This is a genomic window from Ruminococcus sp. OM06-36AC (assembly GCF_003438725.1).
GTDB classification, from domain to species: domain Bacteria; phylum Bacillota; class Clostridia; order Oscillospirales; family Ruminococcaceae; genus Ruminococcus_C; species Ruminococcus_C callidus.
On sequence record NZ_QSTT01000005.1, the window covers coordinates 110750 to 133884 of the forward strand.

19 protein-coding genes are annotated in these 23135 nt (G+C 50.6%); 6 read left to right on the forward strand and 13 right to left on the reverse strand.

The genetic code is table 11. From position 1 onward, the window contains the following. Window positions 1–308 precede the first annotated feature (308 nt). The 11 genes from DXB92_RS06205 to DXB92_RS06260 form a co-directional block, all read right to left on the reverse strand. Window positions 309–1244, reverse strand: a complete 936-nt coding sequence (locus DXB92_RS06205) for a hypothetical protein (RefSeq protein WP_117733192.1) — start codon at window positions 1242–1244, stop codon at window positions 309–311. A gap of 713 nt (window positions 1245–1957) precedes the next feature. Then, window positions 1958–3376 carry an alanine/glycine:cation symporter family protein gene (locus DXB92_RS06215; protein ID WP_341473032.1) on the reverse strand — a complete coding sequence of 473 codons (1419 nt, stop codon included), beginning with the start codon at window positions 3374–3376 and terminating at the stop codon, window positions 1958–1960. 429 nt (window positions 3377–3805) lie between these two features. After that, complete coding sequence (queF, locus tag DXB92_RS06220; protein ID WP_021681282.1) at window positions 3806–4303, reverse strand: preQ(1) synthase; 498 nt, start codon at window positions 4301–4303, stop codon at window positions 3806–3808. A 1-nt stretch (window position 4304) separates the two neighbouring features. After that, complete coding sequence (gene queC, locus DXB92_RS06225) at window positions 4305–4991, reverse strand: 7-cyano-7-deazaguanine synthase QueC (protein ID WP_021681283.1); 687 nt, start codon at window positions 4989–4991, stop codon at window positions 4305–4307. A 12-nt stretch (window positions 4992–5003) separates the two neighbouring features. Beyond that, window positions 5004–5570, reverse strand: coding sequence for a GTP cyclohydrolase I (folE, locus tag DXB92_RS06230; RefSeq protein ID WP_117733196.1), 567 nt, complete (start codon window positions 5568–5570; stop codon window positions 5004–5006). 6 nt (window positions 5571–5576) lie between these two features. Next, on the reverse strand, window positions 5577–6242 hold the full coding sequence (gene queE, locus DXB92_RS06235) for a putative 7-carboxy-7-deazaguanine synthase QueE (RefSeq protein ID WP_117733198.1): 666 nt from the start codon (window positions 6240–6242) through the stop codon (window positions 5577–5579). Window positions 6243–6246: 4 nt separating this feature from the next. Then, window positions 6247–6666 (reverse strand): 6-carboxytetrahydropterin synthase QueD, encoded by a 420-nt coding sequence (queD, locus tag DXB92_RS06240; RefSeq protein WP_117733200.1) that lies wholly within the window; start codon window positions 6664–6666, stop codon window positions 6247–6249. 446 nt (window positions 6667–7112) lie between these two features. Beyond that, window positions 7113–7622, reverse strand: a complete 510-nt coding sequence (locus DXB92_RS06245; protein ID WP_021681288.1) for a flavin reductase family protein — start codon at window positions 7620–7622, stop codon at window positions 7113–7115. A 14-nt stretch (window positions 7623–7636) separates the two neighbouring features. After that, window positions 7637–10048: a glycoside hydrolase family 9 protein gene (locus DXB92_RS06250; protein WP_117733202.1), complete on the reverse strand. Its 2412-nt coding sequence runs from the start codon at window positions 10046–10048 to the stop codon at window positions 7637–7639. Window positions 10049–10293: 245 nt separating this feature from the next. After that, window positions 10294–10584, reverse strand: coding sequence for a DUF2325 domain-containing protein (locus DXB92_RS06255; protein WP_040646960.1), 291 nt, complete (start codon window positions 10582–10584; stop codon window positions 10294–10296). 503 nt (window positions 10585–11087) lie between these two features. Further along, on the reverse strand, window positions 11088–11417 hold the full coding sequence (locus DXB92_RS06260; protein WP_117733204.1) for a hypothetical protein: 330 nt from the start codon (window positions 11415–11417) through the stop codon (window positions 11088–11090). Window positions 11418–11659: 242 nt separating this feature from the next. On the opposite strand from DXB92_RS06260, the gene DXB92_RS06265 reads away from it, so the two are divergent. The 3 genes from DXB92_RS06265 (at window position 11660) to DXB92_RS06275 (ending at window position 15768) form a co-directional block, all read left to right on the forward strand. Next, window positions 11660–13246, forward strand: a complete 1587-nt coding sequence (locus DXB92_RS06265; protein ID WP_117733206.1) for a sodium:solute symporter — start codon at window positions 11660–11662, stop codon at window positions 13244–13246. Between the two features lie 213 nt (window positions 13247–13459). Continuing rightward, window positions 13460–14866 carry an MBOAT family protein gene (locus DXB92_RS06270; RefSeq protein ID WP_181976936.1) on the forward strand — a complete coding sequence of 469 codons (1407 nt, stop codon included), beginning with the start codon at window positions 13460–13462 and terminating at the stop codon, window positions 14864–14866. A 23-nt stretch (window positions 14867–14889) separates the two neighbouring features. Beyond that, window positions 14890–15768 carry a GDSL-type esterase/lipase family protein gene (locus DXB92_RS06275; RefSeq protein WP_117733210.1) on the forward strand — a complete coding sequence of 293 codons (879 nt, stop codon included), beginning with the start codon at window positions 14890–14892 and terminating at the stop codon, window positions 15766–15768. 72 nt (window positions 15769–15840) lie between these two features. On the opposite strand, the gene DXB92_RS06280 is transcribed toward DXB92_RS06275, so the two are convergent. Next, entirely contained in the window at window positions 15841–16701 is an 861-nt protein-coding gene (locus DXB92_RS06280) for an undecaprenyl-diphosphate phosphatase (protein WP_117733212.1), read from the reverse strand. A 253-nt stretch (window positions 16702–16954) separates the two neighbouring features. Between DXB92_RS06280 and spoIIID the strand changes: the two genes are divergently transcribed. Then, entirely contained in the window at window positions 16955–17242 is a 288-nt protein-coding gene (gene spoIIID / locus DXB92_RS06285; protein WP_021681299.1) for a sporulation transcriptional regulator SpoIIID, read from the forward strand. 721 nt (window positions 17243–17963) lie between these two features. Here the strand turns inward: spoIIID and DXB92_RS06295 are convergent. Continuing rightward, a complete protein-coding gene (locus DXB92_RS06295) occupies window positions 17964–20045 on the reverse strand; it encodes a glycosyl hydrolase (RefSeq protein WP_181976937.1) in 2082 nt (693 codons plus the stop codon). 453 nt (window positions 20046–20498) lie between these two features. Here DXB92_RS06295 and hydG point away from each other — a divergent pair, with 453 nt between their 5' ends. Then, on the forward strand, window positions 20499–21917 hold the full coding sequence (hydG, locus tag DXB92_RS06300) for a [FeFe] hydrogenase H-cluster radical SAM maturase HydG (RefSeq protein ID WP_117733216.1): 1419 nt from the start codon (window positions 20499–20501) through the stop codon (window positions 21915–21917). A 12-nt stretch (window positions 21918–21929) separates the two neighbouring features. Beyond that, a complete protein-coding gene (gene hydF / locus DXB92_RS06305) occupies window positions 21930–23135 on the forward strand; it encodes a [FeFe] hydrogenase H-cluster maturation GTPase HydF (RefSeq protein WP_117733218.1) in 1206 nt (401 codons plus the stop codon).

Here is a 23135-nt window from a genome sequence, read left to right on the forward strand (position 1 = left end):
AAACCGACAGGCTCCCCTGATGCGGATTCCTTTCCGTTTGCTTTGCGTGTCTGTAAGTTCCCGCAATCCGTGAAACTCCTATGGCAATACCGCACAAAGAGCGTCTGGCGACTTTGCACGCCATCTGCTTGCAAATTCCCCGTCATATTTCACAAAAATGCTCGTGAATACATCAAGTATTCACTCCGCTTTTTGTTTCATCTGACGAAAAATTTGACGACGCATCTGTCGCACAATCTTTGTGCGGTATTGCCCTATAAAAAAAGCCGCCTCTGCGGACAGAGGTGACTTCTGAGAAATGATTTCAGTTACTTTTTCTTGTTTTTCGTGTCCTGCCGGAGCAGCTGCATTCGCAGTGCCAAGCAAGTGACTGCCAGAATCACTGCACCGCCGACAACGATCCAGCCCACGACTACATTCCGCATATGGTAAATATCAGAATAGGGCACTGTCGCCAGAATGATGTAATCGCCGCTGGTCTGATAGTGCACCATTTCCGTTTTGCCGTCTGCATCTTTCACATTAAATTTGCCCTTGTTCCGCTGTAACTGTTCCTTGCCGTAGTCTGTTGTCTTGCCGATCAGGTCTGTATTGGTGCAGCTGATATATTTCAGCGTGTCGGTTTCCAGAATTGCCGTTGTACCGGAAGAATACAGCGGCATATCCGAAGCAATGTTTGCCCAGTCTGCGTCCTGTAACAAAGATACCACGGAATCCGCCGAAAACGTGATCTGTACCAGACCGTTTCCGCCGTCCAGTGAAGATGCCGCCACAATGGTGGGCGTATCCGAATCCAGCAGAAACAGAACATCGGTATAGACATCATCTGTCAGGTGCGAACGAAACTCTTCCCGAATGGAATTCCCCGCACCGGACGGGTCTGTACTGGCGATCACATTGCCCTCATGGTCAGAAATACTGATCATGTCTGCATTGACGGTCACGCGAAGTTCCTCCAGTGTCCGGTCATCGGTAATAAAGGAACTGTCCTGCGACAGCAGCATGGCGATAGTTCTGGTCTTGGCAGAATAGTCCTCTTTGAATTCCTCTGTCAGCAGTTTCGTTGCATTCTGGTTCTTCTCCAGATATGCCTCTATTGAGCCAATATTGACATCGATCTGTGCAATCACATTGTTCATGCTGACCACACCCACGGTATAACCGGCGGAACATGCCAGAACCGCAATACAAATTGCCACGCACAGAATCACACTGCGATATAATTTCCAAAAACGTTTTACCATTTTTGTAAAAACACACCTACCCTTTTGTGAATCCGTTTCTCTCTGTTGAAAGAAGCGGATCGCCTGTTGTCATACTCAAGGAAACACTGCATAAAGCCCGCCTGACGGCTTTGCACGCAATCTGCTTGCAGATTTTCCGTCATATTGCCCAGAAATCCCTTGCCATACGGCAGTATGCCTGCGGAATTTCTAAGCAATCTGTCGAAAAATCTGACAACGCATCTTACGCACAAGCTTTATTCAGTGTTTCCTTAATATTATAGCACACTCCCCTGTATTTGTCCAGCATTTCCACGAAATTTTCACAGGAAGGAATAAAACAAAAACAGGACAGGAGATCGTTCTCCTGCCCTGTTGAAAAGGGCAATACCGCACAAAGATTGTGCGACAGATGCGTCGTCAAATTTTTCGTCAGATGAAACAAAAAGCGGAGTGAATACTGGATGTATTCACAACCATTTTTGTGAAATATGAGAGTCTGTTTCGTATCTGACGTATGCAGATTGCGTCGTCAGATTTTTTGAGAGATGAAGGGAAAAACGGTGAAAATCCTTTGTGGATTTTCGAGTATTTTCCCGAAATATCTCGGAAAATATGCACGCAAGATGCGTGCGGGAAGATACGAAACAGGCTCTGAAGGGAAATTTGCAAGCAGATGGCGTGCAAAGTCGCCAGACGCTCTTTGTGCGGTATTGCCAAAGATATTACTGCTTTTATTTCAGCAAATGCCGCTTTTCCGCAAAATACTGCTTGGTATCCATCGCAACTACGCCGGACAGAGCAATCAGTGCAATGACGTTCGGGAATGCCATCAGACCGTTGAAAATATCTGCGGTGTCCCATACGGCTTCTACAGTCAGATACGGACCAATGAACACTGCCACAATGTACAGCCAGCGGTAAGCCAGTGTCAGTGTGTGGCTTGCCTTACCGCGAAGATAGGTCAGGCAGCGTTCAGAATAATAACTCCAGCCCAAAATTGTGGTAAATGCAAAGAAGATCAGGCAGAGCATCAGAATGCAGGAGGAAACCTGCGACGGGAACGGCAGACCGTGCTGGAATGCAGCGTCTGTAATCTGTACGCCCTCCAGATCCGAATTCAGCCATGCACCGGAAATGACAATGGACAGACCAGTCATGGTGCAGATGATAATGGTATCAATAAATGTACCAGTCATGGTGACCAGACCCTGACGAACCGGTTCCTTGGTACGTGCTGCTGCGGCAGCGATCGGGGCAGAACCCAGACCGGCTTCGTTGGAGAAAATACCTCTTGCAACGCCCTTCTGCATTGCCACGATCATAGCACCCAGTGCACCGCCGGCAACTGCGTCCATGCCAAAAGCACTCTTGACGATTTCCACAACTGCATGGGGAATCTCTGTCACATTGCAGATCATCATAATCAGACAGCACAGAACATAGGCAACTGCCATAAACGGCACGACCACCTGTGAAATCTGGGAGATTCGCTTCAGACCGCCAATGACAACCAGTGCCACACAAATGGTAATTAGCAAGCCCATGATGACTGTCGTCCATGTGTAGCTTGTGTCGAACAGGGTGAAAGCAATGTGCTTGCTGTCAGCATCAAAGAAATTGTTTGCCGCAGAGGTGATGCCGTTGATCTGCGTAATGGTACCGATGCCCAGCAGACCAGCCAGCATACCGAACAGTGCGAACAGCTTTGCCAGCCACTTCCAGCGGGAACCCATACCATTTTCAATATAGTAGAACGGACCGCCCAGATAGTGCCCTTCTTTGTCTATCGTACGATATTTGATTGCCAGAAAGCCCTCAGCATATTTGGTCGCCATACCGAACAGGGCTGCGATCTCCATCCAGAACAGTGCACCCGGACCGCCGGCTGCGATTGCCGTAGCAACGCCGACGATATTACCGGTACCGATCGTTGCAGACAGAGCCGTACAGAGAGCACCAAAACTGGTGACTTCACCCTCGCCTTCCTCTTCATTCTTGACCATGAATTTCAGTGCCAGACCGATTCGACGTATCTGCAATCCGCGGATACGAAACGTCAGCCAGATACCGCACAAAAGAATCAGCAGGATCAGCGGAAGCCCCCATACCCAAGAATCAATGTTTTTGATGATCTTCGTCATCATTTCCATTTGCGTTCACTCCTTTATTATTTTTCTACAGCCAAAAAGCTGCACATTCCGACATTGTCAGGGCAATACCGCACAAAGATTGTGCGACAGATGCGTCGTCAAATTTTTCGTCAGATGAAACAAAAAGCGGAGTGAATACTGGATGTATTCACGAGCATTTTTGTGAAATATGACGGGAAATTTGCAAGCAGATGGCGTGCAAAGTCGCCAGACGCTCTTTGTGCGGTATTGCCTCAGAAAAAACATTTTTATTATATCATACTCGCAGGGGAATTGCAAGAAAAATTGTGCAAAACTCCAGAAAAAACTTTTTTTCAGAGAAAAAAGAAAGCGTTCGGCTTTACCAGACAGAAAAATCCCGTAAAGTCGAACGCCGTTGTTCTCTTTTGGCAACACCGCACAAAGCTTGTGTGGTGTTGCCTTTTGTATTTATCGATTGTCTACCTTTTCCGGAAACATGTCATGGTGGGTCAGTCTGTCCCAAGCCACCTGTTCCCACTTCGTCCCCGGTCTGCCATAGTTGCAGTACGGGTCAATGGAAATGCCGCCGCGGGGCAAAAACTTTCCCCACACTTCAATGTACGCCGGCTCCATCAGCCTGATCAGGTCGTTCATGATGATGTTCACACAGTCCTCGTGGAAATCGCCGTGATTCCGGAAGCTGAACAGATACAGCTTCAACGACTTGCTCTCCACCATGATCTCCCGCGGCACGTAGGAAATGTACAGGGTCGCAAAGTCCGGCTGTCCGGTGATCGGACAAAGGCTGGTAAACTCCGGACAGTTGAACTTGACGAAATAGTCCCGATCCGGATGCTTGTTCGGAAATGTTTCCAGCACCTCCGGTGCATAGTCGCTGGCATACTTCGTATTCTGATTGCCCAGCAGAGTAATATCTCCCGTTTCTTCCTTGCTTCTTCCTGCCATATCATTCACCTCCCAGTGCCGGATCCGGCACACCATTTGCCGCAAATGCTGCTGCACGGTCGCGGCAGGTACCGCAGACACCGCAGGGCTTTTCGCCGCCCTCGTAGCAGCTCCATGTCAGTGCATAGGGCACGCCCAGTTCCAGTCCTTTTTTTACCACGTCTGCCTTTGTCCACTTGACAAAGGGGGCTTCGATCCGCAGCTGTTCGCCGCTTCCCAGATAAATCGCCCGATTCATTGCTTCATTAAAGGCATCGCTGCAATCCGGATAGGCATTGCCGGCGGCATCATCACTATGTGCTCCGTAGTAAATGACTTCGCAGCCGTTGGACAGTGCCATGCTTGCCGCAGAAGCGAGGAACAGTCCGTTGCGGAACGGCACATAGGTGGAAACCGGACTGCCGTTGGTTTCCTGTAGCTGTTCCGCATAGGTTTCCTTGGGGATCTCCTGTGTGGAACCGGAGAGCAGAGAGCAGTTGGAATCTGCAAAAATCACAGACAAATCCAGCTGCTTCCACGCAACGCCATAATACGCCGCAATTTTCCGTGCAGCCTCCACTTCTTTCTGGTGCTTCTGTCCATAGGAAACAGACAGTGCCAGCACTTCTTCTGCACCGTACTTGTCTACTGCCATGCCGAGGCAGGTGGTGCTGTCCACGCCGCCGCTGAAAAGAACCATTGCTTTCATGGTCGTACCTCCTTAAAGTAGTTCCTGTAAACTGCGGTCCGTCTGGAACGCACCACAGAATGTCTTTGTGGTCGTGCGGGAAGAAACATTGCGGATTCCCCGTGCCGTCATGCAGCTGTGCGAACCAGTAATGACAACGCCCACGTCCGGCGTTCCTACTGCTTCCATGAGGATCTCCGCAATGTCCTGCCCCAGCCGTTCCTGCAATTGCAGCCGCTTCGATGCCATATCGCAGATGCGTGCAATTTTGCTAAGTCCGATCACTCTGCCGCGGGGCACGTATGCCACATTGACGTTCATGTCATACATCAGTGCCATGTGGTGTTCGCAATAGCTGAACACGCTGATGTCTTTCATCACCACCGCCGTCTGGGACTGACCGGGCGAAGGGGCTTCAAATGTTTTCCCGAACATCTCTGCAATTTCATGGTTGGAATACGAAATGCCCGCAAAGATCTCCTCGTACATTCTCGCCACACGCTGCGGCGTTTCCCGCAGTCCTTCACGATCAGGATCTTCGCCGATCGCTTCCAAAATCCCCCGAATATGGGTTTCTATTGCCTTGGTATCCATTGTCACACCCCCTTATACACCGCGTTTCTGGGGATCCCAGATCAATTTATGCAGCTGCAATTGCAGCCGTACCCGATTCAGTTTGTGCTCCTCAAGGAATTCCACAATTTCCACCGGCTCGATTGCCCCGAACACCGGACTGAAAAAGACGGTACATTTTGCCGTCAGGGCATACTGCCGGATCACTTCCAGTGCACGGTTCAGGTCGCTTCTGCTGCCCACCACGAATTTCACTGCGTCCTGACTCCGCAGCAGGTCGAAATTCTCCGGCTTCATGGCAGATTCCATGCCGCTGTCCGGCAGCTTATAGTCCATGGTAAAGCAAGGGCGAAATGCCAGTGCCGCAAAGGGTTCCAGTGCCACGCTGCCGTTGGTTTCGATCTCCACCCGATAGCCCAGGGCACCCAGTGCCGTGATCAGTTCCCCGATGTGGGGCTGGAGCAGCGGCTCTCCGCCGGTCAGCGTCACATTCTGCACACCGGTCTGCCGCACATATTCCACCAGTTCCTCCGCAGACTCCTCTGTTGCGGGAGTATCTGCCGCATTCGCCCACTTGGTATCACAAAAGCCGCAGTTCAGATTGCAGCCGCGGAACCGCAGGAACACTGCCAGTTCTCCGGCATGTGTCCCCTCTCCGTTGATGCTGACAAACTTCTCCACCACTGCCAAACGATTCATGTTCTCACACCTCATAAACTGCACAATTTTCCGGCGTTTCATAGACAGCCACACGGCGTACCGGCAAGCCGTCTGCGGTCAGCTTTTCATAGAAGCACTTGGCAAACTGCTCCGCCGTGGGACGAAACGGCACTGCGATCAGCCGGAATCCCTCTGCCAGAAGTGCCTCCACGGTGGCACGCTGCAAGGTGCCTTCCTCATAAATCATAGCGTGGTCATAGCTGTCCGCCAGTGCTTTCACGGCATGCTTCACATCGCCGAAATCGATCACCATGCCCCGATAGTTGCCTTCTTCCTGTAGGGCTTCTTGCCCGACTGTCACTTCGATTTTCCAGCGGTGTCCGTGAAGATTGGAACACTTGCCCTGATAGCCGGACAGAAAATGTGCACTGTCAAAGCTGGCTGATGTTTTGAGTTCAAACATACGGTTTTCCTCCCAATAAAAAATGCAGCCGCATTGCACATACGACTGCATCCAAAATTCATTTCAAACAAACACAAAACGGTTTTTGTGTGATTTCTAGTTTCGGATGCCCTAGTTTTGTTTTGCGACAGGATGGTGCAAACGAACTGTCGATATGTTACCGAAACACAGTATACCACACTTTTTTTGAAATGTCAAGTGATTTTGTTTTTAATCCACGGAAATCAATTTTCATGATAGCCTCCCCTGAAAGGGGAGGGGGACCGCCGTTAGGCGGTGGAGAGGTTTTTCGTAAAATCTTTTTATGATGTTTTCGGCATAAGTGGAAACCCCTCAGTCAGTGCTACGCACTGCCAGCTCCCCTTTCAGGGGAGCCTTACTTGTCAAACTTCATAATTTGGCACAATTTAAATCAACATATTTTTAGAAATTGATTTCTGTTTTTTTTAATCTTCCGGTGAGATATAGGTGGGAGCGTTTTTCGGGCTGGCACCCTTGATGACACTATGATAGAACTGATAGGTCATAGGAATGCCGTCCTCCCGATTCAGGTCACAGTCTGTGACTTCTCCCAGAAAAATCGTATGTGTGCCTGCGTCCATCAGCTTCACCACGCGGCAGGTGATCCACGCCATTGCCCCGTCAGGCACCGGCATACCGTCCTTTTCCGTGCAGGAAACGCCGGCGAATTTGTCTGCGTCCCGACTGGAACGATAGCCGAAACCGCCGATCAGAGCCGGATCGGTATCCGTTGCCAGAATCGCCAGTGCAAACTTGCCGCTTTGGGCGATCTGGTCATGTGTCGCGTTATCGTGATTGATGCTTACGGCAATCTGTGCCGGTGCAGAGGTAATCTGCATCGCACTGTTTGCCACACAGCCATATGGCTTTCCGTTATACGATGTCGTCACCAGATACACACCGTAAGAAAGCTTCTGCAAAGCCTTTCGGTTCATGTCCGATCCCTCCGTTATTCTGCAACTTCCGGCAAGGTCTTGATGATGGATACCAAGAACTTCAGCAGTACCACAGCATCATTGGAATCCACTTCGTTGTTGGCATCACAGTCTGCATTGCTCCGCTGCTGTTCAGAAAGCTGTACCGTATTGGCAGCCGCCTTGTTCAGCATTACCGCATCGGTAATGTCCACTCTGCCGTCCAGATTGACATCGCCGTACAGGCTGGCAGGTGTAACATCGCCGCCCTTTGTGGTAGTTGTGGTTTCACTGCCGGAAGTTGTCGCAGTGGTTTCGTCAGAATTCGTTGTGACAGATTCGGTTGTTGTTGTGGTGGTTTCCTCGGTGGTAGAAGTGGTAAGTATGCAAATCGCAACCTCAATCTCTTTGGTAAGTGTGATCGAACCATTGGTTGCAGTCAGTGTCACAGTGCCGCCATTTTTCGCATGCAGTGTGGCATTCAGACCGCTGCCCTCGACTTCCAGAACGTTCGGGTCAGAAGAAGTCCACTGGAAATCGGGATTGCTGCCGGTGTAGGAGATCGAAGCACTGAAATCATCGCCTGCTATAATATAATACGGGATGTCTGCCCATTCCGCCTTTTCCTCAGAGGGATTTACAGTAATTTCATGGGTAAATATTTGACCGTTATCGTTGGCAGTCAGTGTAACCTTGCCCGCTTTCTTTGCAGAAATTTTTGCATAAGTATAGAGGTCGCCTTCCTTACCGGTTTCTGTCACTTCCAGGATCTCCGGATCAGAAGAAGTCCATGTGCAGGAAACGCCGCTTACACCAAGGTAATGTATGATCGTTGCCTTTGCCTCTTCTCCAACGGTCATTTCGTCCGGAACTTCTCCCCAGACAGTTTCCCGTATCGCTGTTGTCGTGTCGGTTGTGGTGGTGGTTGCCGTGGTTTCTTCCGTCGTGGTAGTCGTCTGTTCTGTGGTGGTAGTGCCCGGCTGCGGTGTTTCGCCGTTTGCCGCAGCAACTTCAGACGGATAAACTGTTACTTCCGGGCCGATTTCTGCCACAACAGAGCCTGTGCCGTAAGCTGCATACAGACCAGCTGCCGCACCTACCAGACCAACCTGATAGTCCAGTGCGACTTCGTTGGAAGTTGCGTCCTTTGCCGTCTTTTGATAGGTTGTAAAGTCGCTGCTGGTCGGACCGCCGCAAAGTGCACCGTACAAGATGTGTCCGCCGCTGGAAGCGTAGTCGCCGTCCCAGCTGTTGTACTCGTGCCAGTCAGAGCTATTGGTCAGATTTGATGCTGCACGGTGGTGCGGAGAAGTTGCTGATACATCGTTCCAGCCAACAACCAGGCATACATTGGCATTATTGTCACCCAGAATGTAGTTCATCTGCTTCTGTGCCCATTCGCTGTAATCCTTGCCGGATTCGTCCTTGTGGTGAGAAACGACCAGTGCACAGGTCTGCATCAGGGTGTTATGTCTTGCACTGCCCCAGCTGTTCATGACATAGAACTGGTTCTGATTGGAATTGACAATGCCGTCAATATAGCTGGTTGCATAGCTCCAGTTGCCGGTGATCTCCGCGTTGATGATCGCAGCACCCAAAGACGCATTTGCATAGCAATAATCCTTTGTCCAGTCGTTAGTGCTGCTGGTATACTTGCTGTTTTCTGTCAGGTAATCGTCCTGCTTGGTTGCCAGATACATCCAGCCAGCTGCCCATGAGATGTCGTCCTGCACATCCTTGTCCCGATAAGTGCTCTGATTGTCTGTCATCTTCCGGTATTTTGCAGCAAAGTTATAGAGGGCTGTTGCATAGGTCAGATCTTCTTCTCTGCCGGAAATGATATAGTTCTGTGCCAGTGCCGCAGCATACTGTGCCGCAACGTTGCTGGCACCGTCTGTTACAGAATAGGTCTCGCTGCTGTCACGATCCCACATTTTTTCCGGTGCATACCAAGTGCTGTGATCCTTGCCGTCTTCACCCATTTCATACACGAAAGAGGTCACCGCTCCGCCGGACAGCGTAGTGGAAGCTTTAAAGAAATCGCAGAATTCATTCATGATCAGCTGGTAGTGCTCCATGGTGCCTGTCTGCTGGAACTGATCCTGATATTCATAGCACATCCAGCCCAATGTGGAAGCCGTAAATCCGGCAGTCAGACCACACTTAATGGCATCGCCGGCATCGTGGAAGCCGCCCGCAACAGCATCACCCGTATGGCAGGCACTCCGCCAAGAGAACGCGGAATTTTCAGCAGCACTGCCGCACATATTGGCATCATAAAAATACAGCGAATACTGCAGCAGTTTTGCATAGTTGTCCAACTGCAAGTCGGGAGTGTCCGCAGTTACTGTCATTCCCGACACTGCCGAAACCGTTCCCGTCACCGCCAAAACACCGGCGGACAGTACTGCCGTCAGTTTTTTCTTTAGATTTCCTTTCCAGTTCATCTTTTTTCACTCCAATTCTTCATATTCGGCTCAAAAAGCCGATCACTGATCACGTACACTTCATTATAGCATATCCGCTTTCCATTGTCAAGAAAATAGAACAAATTTCATATCTTTTATGCAGTTTGACGAATCAAAGTGTATCTACATAAAAAAGAACCGACGCTCTCTTCCAAAACGTCGGTTCTTCGTATGCAAAAGCTTATCCCCAAGCGGTTCTCACGCCCACCGCTTCAGGGAAAGCATTATGCCTGTGCCATACCTTTCTGTCCCAGCAGTGCCCGCAGTGCAGAAATGCTGCTGCTCTGCACCCGTGCAATGGGGATCGAGTTCTTCTTCGCCGCCTTTACGGCACCCTGTACCATTTTATGGGACACGGTACGGGTAAACAGGATCATCAGATCCGGAGAGCCGATCTTCTTTTCGATCGGACCGGTTTCTTTCGGAAACACCTTCGCGGTGCAGCCGTGCTCCATGCAGACATCTGCATACTGACGGCTCATGCACTCGTTTCCGCCGATAATTACAACACTCATCAGTTTCACCTCACATGGTTCTCGGACGAAGCGGATCTTCCGCTGTCCACGGTATTTCTGGCAGCCAAGCATTCCCTCATCACCAGGGAAAACGCTGCATAAAGAACGCCTAACGGCTTTGGGCAATACCGCACAAAGATTGTGCGACAGATGCGTCGTCAAATTTTTCGTCAGATGAAACAAAAAGCGGAGTGAATACTTGCTGTATTCACGAGCATTTTTGTGAAATATGACGGGAAATTTGCAAGCAGATGGCGTGCAAAGTCGCCAGACGCTCTTTGTGCGGTATTGCCTTTGCATGCAATCTGCGTGCTGTGTTTCCTTTATGCAGCATTTCCCAAGAACTGCTTGTCCGATGATTCGTCAACCACCGGAAAGCAGCTGGGGATCTTTGAAAAACGTCGCATAAAGTCTATTCCATTGGCTATTCCATTGGCTTTGTTCTGTGTTTTCCCCTTGCTTTTTCAAGAGTTAGCATTGACTAACTATAGAATACCACACATTTACCGGCTTGTCAAGCCTTTTTCCGATTTTTCTGCCAGAATCCAGGTGAACATTATGTAACATTCCTGTGATATTTCATATTCATACAGCAAATCGCCCGAAACCGAGAAATATGGGTTGACAAAAACCGACAACTCGATTATAATTGGAAGGGTGTGTTTTTTTGCATCTGCAAAAAAACGTCCTGGGCAATACCGCACAAAGAGCGTCTGGCGACTTTGCACGCCATCTGCTTGCAAATTTTCCTTCAGAGCCTGTTTCGTATCTTCTCGCACGCATCTTGCGTGCATATTTTCCGAGATATTTCGGGAAAATACTCGAAAATCCACAAAGGATTTTCTCCGTTTTTCCCTTCATCTCTCAAAAAATCTGACGACGCAATCTGCATACGTCAGATACGAAACAGACTCTCATATTTCACAAAAATGCTCGTGAATACATCCAGTATTCACTCCGCTTTTTGTTTCATCTGACGAAAAATTTGACGACGCATCTGTCGCACAATCTTTGTGCGGTATTGCCCCTGTAAAAATTTATACAGGCAGCCAAACGCTGCCGTGAGGAGAGGAATATGACAACCGCAATCACCATTGGAATGATCATCATCTATGTTGCGATCATGATGGGCATCGGCGTCTATACCGCAAGGCAGACCCGTTCCGTCAGCGACTTTGTGCTGGGCAGTCACAGTGTTGGCTCATGGCTCACAGCGTTCGCTTATGGCACATCTTATTTTTCCGCCGTGGTATTCATCGGCTATGCCGGACAGTTCGGCTGGACCTACGGCGTTTCCGCCGCATGGGTCGGCGTAGGCAACGCCCTGCTGGGCAGTCTGCTGGCGTGGATCGTGCTGGGACGGCGTACCCGCATCATGACCCAGTCGCTGGGTGCCAAGACCATGCCGGAATATTTCGAAAAGCGTTGGAACTCCAAAGGACTGAAGATCGCCGCCGCACTGATCGTATTTGTGTTCCTGATTCCCTATACCGCTTCTGTTTACAACGGTCTGTCCCGTCTGTTCAACATGGCGTTCCAGATCGAATCAGAGGGTGCTTATAAGATCATCATTATTGTCATGGCACTGCTGACCGCGATCTATGTCATTCTGGGCGGCTACGCGGCAACTGCGATCAACGACTTCATTCAGGGCATTGTTATGCTCATCGGCATCGCCGCTGTTGTGATCTGTGCCATTCAGAATCAGGGCGGTCTGACTTCGGCTCTGGCTGCACTGGGAGAGATTGAAGTCAACGGAAAGACCAACACCCTGAACTCCGTATTCGGTCCTGACCCGCTGAACCTGCTAGGTGTTGTAATACTGACTTCTCTCGGCACATGGGGACTGCCGCAAATGATACATAAGTTCTACGCCATCAAGAGTGAAAACGACATCAAAAAGGGTGCTGTGATCTCTACTGTTTTTGCCCTGATCGTTGCCGGCGGTTCTTACCTGCTGGGCGGCTTTGACCGGTTGTTCTGCACACTGACAGAGGACGGCAGCGGCAAGACCGTGATCTCTACCCTGTCCAACGGCAAGCCGGACTTCGATGCCATGATCCCGTCCCTGCTGCACACGGCTCTGCCGGATATTCTGATCGGTCTGGTAGTCGTACTGGTGCTTTCCGCATCGATGTCCACCCTGTCTTCGCTGGTGCTGACTTCCAGTTCCACGCTGACGATCGACCTCATCAAACCCAATCTGAAAAAGTGCTCTGACAAAAAGGAAATGCTGATCATGCGTGTGCTGATCGCCGTCTTTCTGGTCATTTCCGTACTGCTGGCGTTCAACAAAAACGCCTCCATTTCCACACTGATGTCCTATTCATGGGGTGCCCTTGCCGGTGCTTTCCTGGGGCCATTCATGTACGGTCTGTTCAGCAGGAAGATCACCAAGCCGGCAGTATGGACCAGCTTCATTCTGGGAATCGGTCTGACACTGGTGCACATGTTCCTGTTCGGCTTCGGCTGGAATCCGGAACTTTCCAAGGCTGCCGCAAGCCTGCCGCTGAATCTGGCTTCGCCGATCAACGCCGGAGCCATTGCCATGCTGCTCTCTCTGATCGTGGTGCCGGTCGTCAGTGCCCTGACAAAGGTCAAAGATCCCAAGCACGTGGAACAGGTCTTTACCTGCTATGCAGCTCCGGAAAAGAAGGACTGATCCCGCAATTCAGTTTGTCACCGAATTGTAATTTATTTGTTATGACTAAGTTCTTGAAAAATCGACAGTTTTCCCCTATGATATAGTATGAGACACCCCGCTTGTCGGGGTGTTGTTATTTGTACAAATCTGCATACAATAAAAGCAGCACTGCACAAAACACATGCAGTGCCGTTGAAGAAAAATACTCTCCGGGGAATTGAGGAATCATCTATGGTTTTCAGCACAATTGCATTTTTGTTTCAGTTTCTGCCGATTTTCCTGCTGGCATATTATGCCACACCGCAGAAATACCGAAATATCACACTGGTGATCGGCAGCCTTGTTTTTTACGCCATTGGCAGCGGCTGGTATACCCTGTTGCTGCTGCTGTCCCTGCTGATCAACTATGGGCTTTCCCGCATGATCAGCGGAACACATGCCAGACACCCTGAATCCGCCAAGCACTATTTGATCGCGGGATTGATTTACAACTTTGGATTGCTGGTGGTATTCAAGTACACCAACTTCCTGATCGGCAACCTGAATTCCCTGCTCTCTATTTTTCATACGGCAATTCCCAAGGTATCGCTTGTGATGCCGCTTGGCATCAGCTTCTTCACCTTTCAGATCACGTCCTACCTGATCGATGTCTACAACGGAAAGACGCGTCCCGCAAGGAGTATTCTGGATCTGGGCGTGTACCTCTGCATGTTCCCGCAGCTGATCTCCGGTCCGATCTGCATGTACAGTGAAATTCAGCCGCAGCTGAAAAACCGTCGGGTCGATGTCCGTCTGCTGGAGGAGGGCATGGAAACCTTTGTGCTCGGGCTGAGTGCCAAGACGCTGCTGGCGAACCCCATGGGCGGTCTGTGGAATAATCTGTCCGTTATCGGGTATGATAGTATCTCCACCCCTTATGCGTGGCTGGGAGCGTTTGCCTATAGCTTTCAGATCTACTTCGACTTCTCCGGCTATTCCATGATGGCAATTGGCGTGGGAAAAATGCTTGGCTTCCAGCTTCCCCAGAACTTCAACCTCCCGTACATGTCCGGCACCGCCGGCGAGTTCTGGAGAAGATGGCACATCACGCTGGGACGCTGGTTCAAGAACTATATCTATTTCCCGCTGGGCGGCAGCCGTGTGGGCAAGTGGAAAACCATGCGGAACATGCTGGCAGTCTGGGCGTTTACCGGACTGTGGCACGGTGCAAGCTGGAACTTTGTGCTGTGGGGACTGATCTTCTTCGTGCTTCTGACACTGGAAAAAAACGTCTACGGCAAATTCCTGGAACGCACCCATCTGCTGAAACATGCCTACATCATCTTCATCATACCGCTGACATGGATGGTTTTCGCCATTCCGGATATGCACCAGCTGGGCACCTATTTCACAAGGCTGTTCCCGTTCCTCACCTCTGACGAAGTGCAGTCCAACACCCGAGATGCGGTGCAGGCGTTCCACAACTACTGGAAAATTCTCGTGCCGTGTGTGCTGTTCAGTACGCCTCTGCCGCTGATGTACTACAAAAAATTCCGGAAAAGCGGATTCTGTCTGCTGTTGCTGTTGATCCTGTTTGTCCTCTCCATTCGTGCGATGATGACACAGACCAACAACCCGTTCCTGTACTTCCAGTTCTGACCGTGCCTTGAAAGGAGCATTCCATGAATTTCCTGAAATTTCTCAAACAATACCCTCTGATCTTGGCATTCGTGGTTTCCATTGCCGTTGCAAACATCTGGCAGGTAGTACAGAACGCCAAGAAAATCGACAACTCCGCAACGACAGCTTCACAGACGACCACTTCCGCCGCACAGACCACGCTGGCTGCCGGTCAGCCGGTTGTCACCACTACAACTGCTCCCACGCCGGTATTTCAGACGGTAGACGATTCCTACTTTGACGATGCCCTTTTCATTGGCGACTCCCGTACCGAGGGGCTTGCCCTCTATGGCAGCCTGACCAATGCGGACTACTTCTCCAGCGTAGGACTTACCATTTTCAAAGTCACGGAAAAAGCTGCCGGCAACCCCAACACCGGCGAGAGTGTCACCCTGGAACAGAAACTGGCACAAAAGCAATACGGCAAGGTTTACATCATGCTGGGGCTGAACGAACTGGGCACAGGCACCACAGAAAGCTGGGCACAGGCATATGCTCAGGTGATCGCACAGGTACGGCAGGCACAGCCCAATGCTGTCATCTATCTGGAAAGCATTCTGGTGGTTGCCGCTTCGCAGGATAACCCCGGCGGGGCAATCAACAACGCCACTGTCAACGCCCGCAATCAGGCTCTGGAGGCTCTGGCAAATCCGCAGGACAATATCTTCTACCTGAATGTCAACGAAGCTGTCATGGACGCTAACGGCTGTCTGGACGCGACCCTGACCTCTGACGGCATTCACCTGCTGGGTAACTCTCTGTCGCTGTGGGAGAATTATCTGAAACAGCATGCCATCGTCCTCGGCGGAACAGCAGTGAGCACAACGGCTCCCACCACTTACACCACTGCCGTAACGCAGTCCACCGAAGCCACACAGTAAAAAGAACGTAGCCCATAAAAAATCCCCGTGTATCCAACGCAACAAGGATACACGGGGATTTCCTTTATTTTCTTAACCAATAAATCCGGTAATACCGCCAATCAGCACCAGAACGCCGAGAACGATACGATACCAGCCGAACACAGTAAAGTCATGCTTCTTGATGTAACTCATCAGGAAACGAATTACCACAATGGAAACCACAAACGCGGAGATCATACCGATCAGCAGCATCGTCGTTTCCATGCCGGTAGAGGGCAGTCCGCACTTCACCAGCTTCAGCAGGCTTGCCCCGAACATTGCCGGAATCGCCAGAAAGAAGGTGAATTCCGCCGCCGCTGTACGGGAAACGCCCAGCAGCAGTGCTCCCACGATCGTCGCACCGGAACGGGAAGTTCCCGGAAAGATCGCCGCGATCAGCTGAAAGATGCCGATCATCAAAACGGTATTGTATCGCAGCGAGGCAATGCTGCTCATCTTCGGGGTGCGGTTCTTATGCCACTTTTCGATCCAGATAAACGCGATACCAAACAGAATCAGCATAATGGCAACTGTCCACGCATTGTACAGGTGTGCCTGACTCCAGTCGTCCAGCAGAAGCCCGATCACTGCCGCCGGCACCGTTGCCACGATGACCTTGCACCACATCTGGAGAATGTCCTTTTTCAGGCATGCCCCGAAGCCGGTCTGTGCCATGGGGTGCGGGTTATCCTGCTTGCCGAAAGGCCACAGCTTTTTCCAGTAGATGACGACAACCGCCAGAATAGCTCCCAGCTGAATCACAACGTCAAACATTTCCTTGAAATTATCTGTTGCGTCCAGTTTCAAAAATTCGTCCAGCAAAATCAGATGTCCGGTACTGCTGATCGGAAGCCATTCTGTAATGCCTTCCACAATACCGAAAATCAGGGACTTGATGAGTTCCCAAACCATATGTACCAATGTCCTTTCCATGATCCGTCAGGGATCACACTGTATTTCCGGAGTGTCCTACACTCTGCATAAGTCACCTTATGCCGCTGTTCTCTATTGTAACACAATTACCGGAATACGTCAACGATTTCTCATAAACTTTTCTTAAAATCTGCAAGTGGGCTGTAAGAAAAGCCGACACAGCACTTCTCTCGTTCTTATTTTCGCTGGTACTGCATATGCTGTAGCAAAACCACAATTGGAGTGAGGCATCATGAAAGAACAGCCCGAAGCACGTGCCGTGATTCTCGGCGAGTATATCGTCCGCCAGAAAGCCACCGTCCGTGCCGCAGCAGAATGGTTCGGCGTTTCCAAAAGCACCGTACATAAGGACGTCAGCGAACGACTGGAACAGATCCAGCCCGATCTATATACACAGGTCAAGGAAATTCTGGAGCAAAACAAACAGGAACGCCATATCCGCGGCGGTCTTGCCACCAAGCGAAAGTACGCCCTGCGGCGGCAGCATGAGGAGGAATCTCTACAGCAGAACACACCCTGAAACCGGCTTCGCAGCCGCATATGTCAAGAGAAAACAGTTCCGAAAAAGCTCTGCAATTTCGGAACTGTTTTGTGTTTACTTCTTCCCCCAATTATGATATGATAATTGCAGAACGATGAAACGCACCGAAATAAAGGAAACACTGAATAAAGCTTGTGCGTAAGATGCGTAGTCAAATTTTTCGGCAGATTGCATAGAAATTCCGCAGGCATACTGCCGTATGGCAAGGGATTTCTGGGCAATATGACGGAAAATCTGCAAGCAGATTGCGTACAAAGCCGTCAGGCGAACTTTATTCAGCGTTTCCTAAAGTCATTTTCGGCGATCTTCTGATGTGGAAAGGTGATGAAAAATCATGGGAATTATGGGCGTGATCGTGCTGATCATTCTGGTGATCGGCGTTACCAAATACGGGATACGATAACATTTTAAATCGGGGAGGATTTTGAACATGGTAAAACTGATTCTGCTGGCACTTTTCGTATGGGTCATCTGGCTCACACTCCGGAAAATTTTCAGAGGATACTAAGGGCAATACCGCACAATTTTTGTGCGGTATTGCCTAAGGAAACACTGCATAAAGCCCGCCTGACGGCTTTGCACGCACAAGCTTTATGCAGTGTTTCCCTGATTCCTGCGAACACAAGGCGACAAAAAGTCCTGCTCTCCTTCCACGGAGAACAGGACTTTTTTCACTGCTTCGCAGCGTATATCCGTTGCTTTATTCGCCCTTGTTCGGCAGTGTGTGAATGATCGATACCAGGAACTTCAGCAGTACTACGGCATCATTGCTGTCTACTTCGCCGCTTTCGTCGCAGTCAGCGTTTGCCTGCTGCTGTGCAGAAAGAGATACCGCATTTGCAGCCGCCTTGTTCAGCAGAACCGCATCAGTGATGTCTACTCTGCCGTCCAGATTGATGTCGCCGTACAATGTAGCAGCTTCCACTGCACCCTTTGTGGTAACTGTGGTTTCACTTGCCGTTGTAGCGGTGGTGTCTGCACTGGTTTCTGTTGCAGAAGATTCTACAGTCGTTTCTGTGCTTTCTTCGGTATCCGCAGTAGAAACGGTGGTTTCCACAGTCGTTTCTGCGGTATCTTCTGTGGTGGTTACTACAGAAAAATAAGTAGTTGCTGTGGTTTCCGTTTCCGTAGTAGTTTCTGCTGTCGTATCAGTTGTTGCATCTGTTGTTACAGTTGTGCCCGGTTCTGCATTGCCATACAGATCTTTCGGCAGTTCGTCCAGTGTGATGCAGTAATCGCTGGTGTACATCTTCTTCAGCTGAGCCGCATCGTTATACTGACTGGACATCAGGTGATCGCCGTACCACGGGCAGAAATACAGCCAGCCGGCATTTTCAATGACCATGTTTTCCTCAGACGGAATGGAGTCGTTTTCTGCCATAGCAACCATTTTCTTGCCGCTGGTCAGTTCATACAGATAGTTGAAGATCGGAGAAATGGCACTCAGGTTCGGTGTGCCGGAGCTCTGACCGTCATCGCGGTTAAAATCGCAGTTATACTTGTCGTATGCCACGATGTCTACATAGTCATCGCCCGGATACCATGTATCAGAGTTTGCATAGTTGTAGCTGTTGTATTCCCAGATGATGTTGTGCAGACCATATTCTTCGGTCAGCGTGGTGTACAGCAACTTCCACAGTTCCTTGTATACTTCTGCTCCGCGGTCGCCCCACCAGAACCAAGAAGTACCGTCGCTATAGTTGCCCTCGTTGCCCTGTGCTTCATGCAGCGGACGGAGAATGATCGGCACGTTGGCATCCTGTAGCTTCTGGAGCTGTTCTGCCAGATCCTTCATGCACTCCTGAAAATACTCATATTCCTTTGTGCCTTCCTTGACAGCGTTTGCTGTGTTGAAAGTGCTGTTCGATGTCTGATAGTTCTTATACGTGCATTTCTTCCAGTCAACCTCGTCACCCAGCGTGTATTTGTCAAAATCGATCGGCACATTGATATGCCACGATGCAGTGACGATACCATTCTGTTCTTTTGCCCATTTGATTGCACGTTCCGTTGTGCCGTCTTCCCAGCCATACAGCGGGTTGTAGTTCATAAAGTCAAAGCCGCGGATCGCCGGCAGCTTTCCGGTATTGTCCTTAATGTAGTTGAATTCCTTTTCGGAATCGCCGTCATTCCCGCCGCCGTAAATTTCCTGCTGACCGGAAATGATGTGAGAACCATATACGCTCTTGAGGTAGGACATCAGAGCCTTGGTTTCCTTGGTTGCCTTGGGGTCTACCGGTGTTGCCGTTGCCTTTTCATATTCCGGCTTCGGTGTCTGTGTCAGAGTCATGTTGTCGTACAGGCAATAGCCCCAGCCGCCGCCGAATGTAATGGTATTTTCGCCCTTGGTCAGCTTCAGATCGCCCCAGTTGTAATCGTTCCAGTCATCTGTATGTGCGATCTTGACGGTCTTGGTAGCGGTACTGTCGTCAGAACGTGTGACAGTCACCTGTGCTTCCCGAATGTCGCTGGAAGAAGTTCCCAGATACATAATGCATCTGGTCATCAGCCGATACATGCCGGTTTCCGGTGCATCAATGGTAAAGCTCATGGTGCCGGAACTGGTGACCCAGACAAATCCGGCACCGGTATAACCCGGATATTCATCATTATAGACTTTTGTTGCAACCTGTGCATCACTTGACAAAGTCAGATCCTCACACTCCGCAGAGAACAGCGGATCCGCAGCAGATACCACAGCCGCCGGCACTGCCTGTGCCATGCCCAGACAAAGTGCTGTCGCTACGCCGGCACTGCCCAGACGTTTCCAAAAATTCTTCATTGTTCCATCTTCCTTTCCGATTGCAGAGTTTATCACTCAACCTGCAGCGGCAGTATTGCACAAAACAGCCGCTGAATTTCATAGAACAATTATACACCCTTTCCGAAAATTTGTCAATAGTCACAAAACGGTTTCTGGAAAAGTTTTTTGGACTGGGCATTTTTCCGTAGTCGAATTGACAAGGCAAATCGAAGGTGTTATAATTATTAAGAAAACACTGCATAAAGCCCGCCTGACGGCTTTGCACGCAATCTGCTTGCAGATTTTCCGTCATATTGCCCAGAAATCCCTTGCCAGACATACAGTCTGCCTGCGGAATTTCTGGGCAATCTGCCGAAAAATCTGACGACGCATCTTACGCACAAGCTTTATGCAGTGTTTTCCTTAACAGGTAAAGCAACAGAGTAGCCGGCAGCTATTCACTGCCAAAACGAGAAAAGGACGGCGATCATATTGTATAATCCGCAATCCCTTCGGGCGGAAGAATTTATCAACCATGCAGAGATCCTGGACACGCTGGAATACGCCAGAGCACACAAAAACGACACTTCCCTGCTGTCAGAAATTCTGGCAAAGGCGGCACGGCGAAAGGGGCTGAATCATCGGGAGGCGGCGGTGCTGCTGCTCTGTGAAGATGATGCTGTGACAGAGCAGATGAATCGTCTGGCAAGGCAGATCAAGCTGGATTTCTATGGCAGCCGTATTGTCATTTTTGCCCCGCTGTATCTGTCCAACTACTGCATCAACGGATGTACCTACTGCCCCTATCACGCCAAGAACAAGCACATCTCCCGCAAAAAGCTGTCGCAGGAGGACATTGTTCGGGAGGTCACGGCGTTGCAGGACATGGGACACAAGCGGCTTGCCATTGAAGCCGGCGAAGACCCGCTGCACAACCCGATCTCTTACATTCTGGAATGCATCGACACCATTTATCACATTCACCACAAAAACGGAGCGATCCGGCGGGTGAATGTCAACATCGCCGCCACCACGGAAGAAGAATACCACATGCTGAAAGAAGCCGGCATCGGAACGTATATCCTCTTTCAGGAAACCTATCACAAGGAAAGCTATGAAAAGCTTCACCCCACCGGTCCGAAGCACAATTACGACTACCACACCGAAGCCATGGACCGTGCTATGGCTGGCGGCATTGATGATGTGGGACTGGGCGTGTTGTTCGGGCTGGAAAATTATCCCTACGAGTTGGTAGGGCTTCTCATGCACGCAGAGCATCTGGAAGCTGTCCACGGCGTTGGTCCTCACACCATCAGCATTCCCCGCATCAAAAAGGCAGAGGACATCAACCCCGACGATTTCGACAACGGCATCAGCGACGATATTTTCGCCAAGATCTGTGCCCTCATTCGCATTTCTGTCCCCTACACCGGCATGATCATTTCCACACGAGAAAGTCAGGCAGTACGGGAACGGCTGCTTCCGCTGGGCATTTCCCAGATCAGCGGTGGCTCCCGTACCAGCGTCGGCGGCTACGATATACCGGAAACGCCTGACGACAATTCCGCACAGTTTGATGTCAGCGACCGGCGTTCGCTGGACGAAGTGGTGCGGTGGCTCATGGAAATGGACTATATCCCCAGTTTCTGTACCGCCTGTTATCGTGCCGGACGCACCGGCGACCGGTTCATGGCACTCTGCAAAAGCGGACAGATCCAGAACTGCTGCCACCCCAACGCTCTCATTACCCTACAGGAATTTCTGGCGGACTATGCTTCGCCGGAAACCAGAGCACTGGGGCAGGAAGTGCTGAAGCGGCAGCTTCTGGAAATTCCCAACGAAAACGTCCGTGCCAAAACCGAAACCTATCTGCGTGAAATTCTGCAAGGGGCAAGAGATTTCCGGTTTTAAGGAGAAACGCTTATGGAACAGAACCGCAACCAGACACCCCGTGCCAATCGGGTACACATTGGCTTTTTCGGGCGGCGGAATGCCGGTAAGTCCAGCCTGATCAACGCCGTTGCCGGACAGACGATCTCTGTGGTTTCCCCTGTCTGTGGCACCACCACAGACACCGTGGAAAAAGCAATGGAACTGTTGCCGATCGGAGCAGTTGTGCTGATCGACACCCCCGGTCTGGACGACACCGGCACACTGGGAGAACTGCGGGTACAACAGGCAAAGCGGGCATTTTCCCACACAGATCTGGCTGTGCTGGTAATCGATGCCTCCACCGGCATGACTGAAGCAGACCATACCATTTTGCAGCAACTGGAACAACAGCAGATTCCGGTGTTGCAGGTGTGGAACAAATGCGACATCGCAGACAGCGTTCCGGAAACCGGCATTGCTGTCAGTGCCAGAACCGGACAGGGTATCCAGATGCTCAAGGAACAGCTGGGAAAACTCTACCAGCAGCATGCCGAAAAGCAACCGCCGTCCAGTCTGTTCGGCAGCCTGCTCCGACCGGAGGACGTGGTGCTTCTGGTCACTCCCATTGACGAATCAGCTCCGAAAGGGCGTATGATTTTGCCGCAGGTACAGGCAATTCGGGAGATTCTGGATCAGACTGCCGTCTGTCTGGTGACACAGCCGGAACAGCTAGCTCACACCCTTTCCCTGCTGAAACAGCCGCCGCGGCTGGTGGTTACTGACAGTCAGGCGTTCGGGCAGGTCAAATCACTGGTGCCGGAGGAGATCTTGCTGACATCGTTTTCCATTTTGTTCGCCCGCTATAAGGGCGTTCTCGCTCCGGCAATGCAGGCAGCACAGACTCTGGAAACCCTTCCGGAAAACAGCCGGATCCTCATTTCTGAGGGCTGCACCCACCACCGCCAGTGCAACGACATCGGCACAGTAAAACTGCCCCGCTGGATCACTGCACACACCGGCAAGCAATTTTCATTTTCGTTTTCCTCCGGCAACAGCTTTCCGGAAGACCTCACGCCCTACCGCCTTGTGGTGCACTGCGGCGGCTGTATGCTGAACCAGCGGGAAATGGAAACCCGTGCCGCGAGAGCCGCTGCACAGGGCATTCCCTACACCAATTACGGCGTACTGATCGCCTACCTCAACGGCATCTTAGGGCGAAGCCTGACGTTTTTGAATGCCTTGGAAAACACGGAATAA

What these genes read in the sequence shown, in the direction of transcription:
- DXB92_RS06205 (WP_117733192.1), bottom strand. Translation starts at nt 1,244, where the DNA reads ATGGTAAAACGTTTTTGGAAATTATATCGCAGTGTGATTCTGTGCGTG.
- DXB92_RS06215 (WP_341473032.1), bottom strand. Translation starts at nt 3,376, where the DNA reads ATGGAAATGATGACGAAGATCATCAAAAACATTGATTCTTGGGTATGG.
- queF (WP_021681282.1), bottom strand. Translation starts at nt 4,303, where the DNA reads ATGGCAGGAAGAAGCAAGGAAGAAACGGGAGATATTACTCTGCTGGGC.
- queC (WP_021681283.1), bottom strand. Translation starts at nt 4,991, where the DNA reads ATGAAAGCAATGGTTCTTTTCAGCGGCGGCGTGGACAGCACCACCTGC.
- queE (WP_117733198.1), bottom strand. Translation starts at nt 6,242, where the DNA reads ATGAATCGTTTGGCAGTGGTGGAGAAGTTTGTCAGCATCAACGGAGAG.
- queD (WP_117733200.1), bottom strand. Translation starts at nt 6,666, where the DNA reads ATGTTTGAACTCAAAACATCAGCCAGCTTTGACAGTGCACATTTTCTG.
- DXB92_RS06245 (WP_021681288.1), bottom strand. Translation starts at nt 7,622, where the DNA reads ATGAACCGAAAGGCTTTGCAGAAGCTTTCTTACGGTGTGTATCTGGTG.
- DXB92_RS06250 (WP_117733202.1), bottom strand. Translation starts at nt 10,048, where the DNA reads ATGAACTGGAAAGGAAATCTAAAGAAAAAACTGACGGCAGTACTGTCC.
- DXB92_RS06255 (WP_040646960.1), bottom strand. Translation starts at nt 10,584, where the DNA reads ATGAGTGTTGTAATTATCGGCGGAAACGAGTGCATGAGCCGTCAGTAT.
- DXB92_RS06265 (WP_117733206.1), top strand. Translation starts at nt 11,660, where the DNA reads ATGACAACCGCAATCACCATTGGAATGATCATCATCTATGTTGCGATC.
- DXB92_RS06270 (WP_181976936.1), top strand. Translation starts at nt 13,460, where the DNA reads ATGGTTTTCAGCACAATTGCATTTTTGTTTCAGTTTCTGCCGATTTTC.
- DXB92_RS06275 (WP_117733210.1), top strand. Translation starts at nt 14,890, where the DNA reads ATGAATTTCCTGAAATTTCTCAAACAATACCCTCTGATCTTGGCATTC.
- DXB92_RS06280 (WP_117733212.1), bottom strand. Translation starts at nt 16,701, where the DNA reads ATGGTTTGGGAACTCATCAAGTCCCTGATTTTCGGTATTGTGGAAGGC.
- spoIIID (WP_021681299.1), top strand. Translation starts at nt 16,955, where the DNA reads ATGAAAGAACAGCCCGAAGCACGTGCCGTGATTCTCGGCGAGTATATC.
- DXB92_RS06295 (WP_181976937.1), bottom strand. Translation starts at nt 20,045, where the DNA reads ATGAAGAATTTTTGGAAACGTCTGGGCAGTGCCGGCGTAGCGACAGCA.
- hydF (WP_117733218.1), top strand. Translation starts at nt 21,930, where the DNA reads ATGGAACAGAACCGCAACCAGACACCCCGTGCCAATCGGGTACACATT.